This is a genomic window from Rhodococcus sp. no. 34 (assembly GCF_054589475.1).
Map to the genome: position 1 here is coordinate 1 of NZ_BAAILK010000026.1, position 5,635 is coordinate 5,635.

Genomic DNA, 5,635 nt, shown 5'->3' on the forward strand with positions numbered 1-5,635 from the left:
ACTGCAACGCCGCGGCGGCGGCATCGGCGCAGCCGCACTCTGCGGCGGCGGCGGACAAGGCGACGCACTCATCGTCCGCGTCCCCAAGGCCTGATTACTTCCTGCTGACCAGACAGGTCGCCGAGCCCTCATCATGCTCGGCGACCTGTCTGTTTCGTGCCGAAGGTTATTGGTGATCGAGCGTCGTCGAGCGGTTACGCAGCAACGTCTCGATCTCCGATCGCCGGTACCTCCGATGCCCGCCAAGCGTTCTCAGAGTGCCGACTTTGCCCTCCCTCGCCCATCTGGACACCGTGGTCCTGTCGACGTGGAACAGTGCTGCAACCTGTTTGGTCGTCAGCCACTCGTCGACAGGTGCTGTGTGCTCGTCTTCTCGGCTCATTGGCAGTCATTCGTAGCTGCCGACTGAAGGGATGGGTCCGACGATGAATTGGCAACCCCTGGCGTGCTGTGAAAGACTCGCTGCAAAACTTTACTATTCCTTGGGGAAATAATGTCGAAGTCGGTAACTCTGATCCGTTCCACGTCACTCTCTTCGGTGGCTGAATATGCCTATGCAGCAACGGCTCCCGCCGATGCACGACTGATCTTCCTGGCCGGATCCTGCCCGTTGAACGAGGACGGCTCCACTGCCGCCATCGGTGACTACGCAGGACAGGCAGCCAAGGCCGTCGACAACCTGAGAACAGCTCTCTCGGACGCGGGCGCGTCCATCACCGACGTGATCAACACCCGCGTCCTGGTGGCGTCGAGCAATCAAGCCGACCTGGTTGCGGCGTGGGAGGTAGTCCGCGACGCGTTCGGCGATCACGACGCCCCGAGCACTCTGATGGGTGTGACCGTTCTCGGTTACGACGATCAACTGGTCGAGATCGAGGCAATCGCGGCCGTCGTCGACTGAACTCGAACCGAACCGGGCGTCCCTACCGAGGATCTTCATGAGCAAGGGCCTGGTAGCCCTTTGCCCCCGCACGATCCACTGCGGCTCGCACAACAGCGAAGATGGCTCCCTGCAGGGCTGCGGCGATCAGGACTTCCTTGCTCGACCTGCTCAAGTCTTTGGGCTCGGGCGCATTCTTGTCGTCACCGATGCGCTTCCACACCTGCTGGAAGACAGCGCCGGCCAAGATGCCGCCCAGGACGCTGGTCGCCAGTGAGAGTGGCTTGTACATCGCTTTCGATACTGCGCTCATTGCGCGGATCCTCCGTGGTTCGATACGTACCGCCTGAGCGGGCTGACCGACTCTCACTACCCGGCAGGCGAGGTGTCGAAACATTGCACCGGCAAGGCACGAAGACGACTGTCGCACGTTGTGTTCCACGGTTTGCCACTTCTCGAGCCGGGTAGGATCGTCTTAGCGAAAGAAGGTTGTGTAAGTCATGGAAAACTACAGAATCGAACTACCGGACGGTACAACGGTGATGGAAGATTTCGTCTCGGATCGCGCCGCAATCGCATACGCGGTCGATCTGAATCACGGTTGTAGCGAGAAAGTCTCGGTATTCCGTATCACCGCCGAGGGAGAAACCATCCCGACTCGGATGTGTCCCAAGCCGAATCCTGGTTCTCGGCGTCGCGCGCGAAGCGTCCGATAGAAGCCGGTCAAGAAGCGTCGAGGCGCGGAAAGAGCGTCTCCCTTGCAAGCAGCAGCAAGGCCGCAGCGACCGGAATCGCCAGCAACGCACCGACAATACCGAGCAATGCTCCACCCAACAGAACCGCGACAACGGTCACCAGTGCCGGGACCGCCACCGTCTTCCCGATGATCTTCGGAACGAGCAGGTAGTCCTCGAGCAGACGTAACGCAATGAAGAACGCGACTGTCGCCAATGCCGTTGGGACAGAGACTGTCAGGGAGACCAGGGCGACGACAACCCCTGCGATCGTGGAACCGACTATCGGGATCAGATCGAGCAGAGCGACCAGCAGCGCCAGGATCAACGGATACGGCACGTCGAAGATCAACAACCACGCGAAGGTGCACACTGCGGTGATCACGGAGATCAGAACATTGCCGAGGACGTACCCACCCACACCTGCCAGTATCTGATCACCGATGGCGATTGCTCGTGGCCGCCGCGAATGTGGCACCAGCCGATACAGATTCGTGCGGATTCGTGGGTAGTCGATCAAGAAGTACGTCGTCAGTACAGCAACGATTCCAGCGTCGGCGACTGCGCTGAACACCGCCCGCCCCGCTCCGAGCAAACCCGTCGCGAGCGCAGACCCCGAACCGTCCAGTTGGGTGGTGAGGTGCTCCTCGAGGTGATACTTCTCGTCGAGGTCGCTGACGATCGGATACCGGTCACGAATGTGTGTCAGAAGTTCGGGAGCGTGTGATGCGAACTGACGTCCCTGCTCGACCAGCGGGGTGATCGCAGCAACCAGAAACAGCGCCAACATCACTGCAATTCCGAGGAGTACCACGGTGACTGCGATCCAGCGTCGGAAATGTCTCCGCTCCAGCCAGACGATCATCGGTTCGATGCCCACCGCGAGAAACAGCGCGACCACGATCAGGATCAGCATGCCTCGCGCCGCCAGGAGCACTTCGATCACCGCGTACGTCACGGCAACACCGGCCGCCGCGCTCAGACCGATGAAGAACGGTGAACGACGATCGAACCTCGGCCCCGGTTCGCCCAGCGGCCGGACGGGAGTCGCCAATGCTGCGGCTTCACGTTCGGCTTCCGCCATCGGATCTATGGCTTGGACTTTACTTTCGGAGTCCGGTGAGGTGTCCGCGGAACTGGGATCCATTCAAGCCACCTCACGATCCGCGCGACTTCCCGGCACGGGAGTGAGTACCCGTGCCGTGGCCGGATCAACCTCGAGGCTTCTCCGCTCCGCTTCGGGTCAGCGCGAGACCGGTTCCTACCACTCCGATAATCGACACAGCGATGGCGATGCTGGGCCAACCGTCGCTCTGCCAGTAGACGTCGTCGAGAGTGATCAGTAACGCAGCCTCGTCGACGATGAGCCCGAGTGCGATGCCCAACGCGATGCCCATCCATGTTCTTGCGCGAGGGCTTCGGTCTACGAGTCCGAAGATCGCCACCCCGGCCAACAGCAGAATTCCCCATAAATAGTGATGCAGATGAGTGCCACCGGCGCTGATGTCGCCGACGTCCCTGGTGTCGATCTGGATCAACCACGTCACCAGACGTGCTCCGCCGAACGTCAACGTGAAGGCCACCCACGCCAACACCAAACCGCGGCGCGATTCGTCAACCTGATTCCATCTGCGAGGGAATCTGAATCGCTCGGCAGATTTCTCTTCGTCATGGTCTCGAGAAAGCATCCTTCATGTTTACCCGATGCCGCTCAGATCGATAATTTGGGGTAGAGAGACCGAAAACCAGTTGGAGCACAAAAAGCGGTACCCGATCTCCGAAGAGATCGGGTACCGCCTTCTCAGCTACTCGCGCAGTATTGATCAATACCAGACTTTTCGTCCGCCCACTGCGCGCCCGGTAGCACCGAGGATGGACAAAACTGCACCTACGACGACCAAGATGATGCCGACGGTGGTCAGAATGCTCAACCCCGTGAAAAAGCCGATCAACGCCAGAATAATGCCGAGAACAATCATGTGAGAACCTCATCCGGTATGCGTATCAAAATGATCTACTCAACTGACGCTACTACAGAAACTTCACAATCGATAAATCCGATAAATACATTCATAAATGCGAAACTCGTATTACTACCCAATAGTGTCACCGTTAAAACATCAGCCTTTCTCTTATCTCTACGTCATAGTTCCACGTCCTCGATCTTCGCCTCGACCGCCGGCGTGATGTGGCTCAACACGCAGCACCAACGACCGTCTCGCCGCGCGAACACGTCGGTGGTCCACTCGTCGGCGTCGTATTGTCTGCCGCCGTAGTGCGCGGTATTGACGATCCGCGTGGTGAACAGTGCGACGTCACCGAAGAAACGCACGCGAGCGCTCCCGACGCGGTCCATCGTCGAATGAGTCAGGTCGCCCGAGGCCACGAAACCCAGGAACTCCGCTTTGGTCGACACTCCGGATTCCGAGACGATCACCCAGTCGTCTGCCATGAAATCGCCGATCCGTTCGGCGTCGTTCGAGCACATCGCGACGTTCCACTCGTCTGCGACAGCGACCAATGCCGCACTCTCCTGATCCGACATGTCTTCTCCCTCTACCGTCGTCACCCTCGGCGGGTGATGCCCCGACGGCAGGGTTCCCGCAGGGTGGACTTCGAACCGACGTGCACGACGAGAGGGCAGAGATGACAGACACCAGTCGCACCGAGCTTGCAGCTCAGGCGTATATCTACGGATTTCCCCTCGTTTTCAATCTCGACCAGGTCCATCGGTATGTTCACAACGGTGTCGGAGCGAACCCCGCCGCACCTTTCAACACCTTCAGCCACGCCCGAACACTGGCCGGGCCGGCAGACACTTTCGTCACGATCAACAACGACACCGTGTATTCCATGGCGCAGATCGATCTCTCTGTCGGCCCCGTTGCGCTGCACGTCCCCGATACCGATGGCCGTTACTACGTCCTCCAGTTCGTGGACGCCTGGACAAACAATTTCGCTTACGTCGGGCATCGGGCCACCGGCACGAAGAGCGGAGACTTCCTTCTCGTCCCACCCACCTGGACGGGAACCCCGGCGGACCAGACCACGGTGATCAGATTTCCCACGAACATTGCGTCGATCGTGGGCCGGTGGGCATGCGGTGGCGACGACGACCTCCCTGCGGTGCACGCCTTGCAGGACGCCACCACACTGACCGTCGTCGACTCCACCGGAAACTCGGCGGGTCTCCCAGTGCCCGAACCCGGGGTAAGCCAGGACCTCCTGTTCCTCGAGAAACTCCGCATCTGGTCACAGGCGTTTCCGCCGGCCCCACGCGATCGAGAACTCCAGGATTCCTTCTCCCCGATCGGAATCGACGAGCCCGGGGCCTCTCCCTATAGCTCACACTCTGCCGCTTCACTCTCTGCCGACGAGGCAGCCGCGTTGGCTGACGGATTGACGATCGGTGAGAAGAACCTGCTCGAGGCCCTCACCAAAGGCTCCAGCCCCGAAGTCAACGGATGGAAGCTCACATTCCACGCCTTCGACTACAACCTCGACTACTTCGAGGTCGGCACAATCGACGATCCACAATTCAAGATCGCCGATCCCAAGTTGCGCATCGTCGAACGCGCCGCGGCTGCCAAGGGCGGGCTGTGGGGCAACCACCCTTACGAAGCGGCGTACATCATGACCTACGTCGACGATCAGGGCGAGCAGTTGAACGGAAACCAGACCTACACAATAAGACTCGACCCCACTCCGCCGGTGAGCGCCTTCTGGTCGCTGACGATGTACTCGGTGCCGGACTTCTTCCTCGTGGCGAACCCCGTCGACCGATACTCGATCGGCGACCGCACTCCAGGAATCGTCCACGACGCCGACGGTGCGTTGACGATCACGATCAGCCACGAGGAGCCGAAAGATCCCACGGCGAAGGCAAACTGGCTGCCCGCACCGCGCGGGGATTTCCGACCGGTACTGAGAATGTACGAACCTTCGCCCGCCGTGCTCGATCAGTCCTACGTCGTCCCCGCCATCACTCGCTCGCAAGAATGACGGCTCGCGTCTGACGGCC

The 5,635-nt window shown here is 60.2% G+C and carries 8 protein-coding genes; 2 read left to right on the forward strand and 6 right to left on the reverse strand.

The window, feature by feature from the left end; translation table 11 throughout:
- Positions 1 to 166: 166 nt before the first annotated feature.
- Positions 167 to 382: a BldC family transcriptional regulator gene (locus ACYP01_RS09095; protein ID WP_459679527.1), complete on the reverse strand. Its 216-nt coding sequence runs from the start codon at positions 380 to 382 to the stop codon at positions 167 to 169.
- A 111-nt stretch (positions 383 to 493) separates the two neighbouring features.
- Here ACYP01_RS09095 and ACYP01_RS09100 point away from each other — a divergent pair, with 111 nt between their 5' ends.
- Entirely contained in the window at positions 494 to 901 is a 408-nt protein-coding gene (locus ACYP01_RS09100) for a RidA family protein (RefSeq protein ID WP_007734708.1), read from the forward strand.
- Positions 902 to 923: 22 nt separating this feature from the next.
- On the opposite strand, the gene ACYP01_RS09105 is transcribed toward ACYP01_RS09100, so the two are convergent.
- The 5 genes from ACYP01_RS09105 to ACYP01_RS09125 all read right to left on the reverse strand — a co-directional run bounded on the left by ACYP01_RS09105 (position 924) and on the right by ACYP01_RS09125 (position 4,159).
- Positions 924 to 1,193, reverse strand: coding sequence for a DUF4235 domain-containing protein (locus ACYP01_RS09105; RefSeq protein WP_007734706.1), 270 nt, complete (start codon positions 1,191 to 1,193; stop codon positions 924 to 926).
- 410 nt (positions 1,194 to 1,603) lie between these two features.
- On the reverse strand, positions 1,604 to 2,761 hold the full coding sequence (locus ACYP01_RS09110; protein WP_007734704.1) for an AI-2E family transporter: 1,158 nt from the start codon (positions 2,759 to 2,761) through the stop codon (positions 1,604 to 1,606).
- A gap of 64 nt (positions 2,762 to 2,825) precedes the next feature.
- Positions 2,826 to 3,302, reverse strand: a complete 477-nt coding sequence (locus ACYP01_RS09115; protein WP_003945539.1) for a hypothetical protein — start codon at positions 3,300 to 3,302, stop codon at positions 2,826 to 2,828.
- Positions 3,303 to 3,437: 135 nt separating this feature from the next.
- Positions 3,438 to 3,593, reverse strand: a complete 156-nt coding sequence (locus ACYP01_RS09120; protein WP_003945564.1) for a DUF6131 family protein — start codon at positions 3,591 to 3,593, stop codon at positions 3,438 to 3,440.
- A 164-nt stretch (positions 3,594 to 3,757) separates the two neighbouring features.
- Positions 3,758 to 4,159 (reverse strand): nuclear transport factor 2 family protein, encoded by a 402-nt coding sequence (locus ACYP01_RS09125; RefSeq protein WP_054827323.1) that lies wholly within the window; start codon positions 4,157 to 4,159, stop codon positions 3,758 to 3,760.
- 101 nt (positions 4,160 to 4,260) lie between these two features.
- On the opposite strand from ACYP01_RS09125, the gene ACYP01_RS09130 reads away from it, so the two are divergent.
- Positions 4,261 to 5,616, forward strand: a complete 1,356-nt coding sequence (locus ACYP01_RS09130; RefSeq protein ID WP_054187941.1) for a DUF1254 domain-containing protein — start codon at positions 4,261 to 4,263, stop codon at positions 5,614 to 5,616.
- Positions 5,617 to 5,635 lie beyond the last annotated feature (19 nt).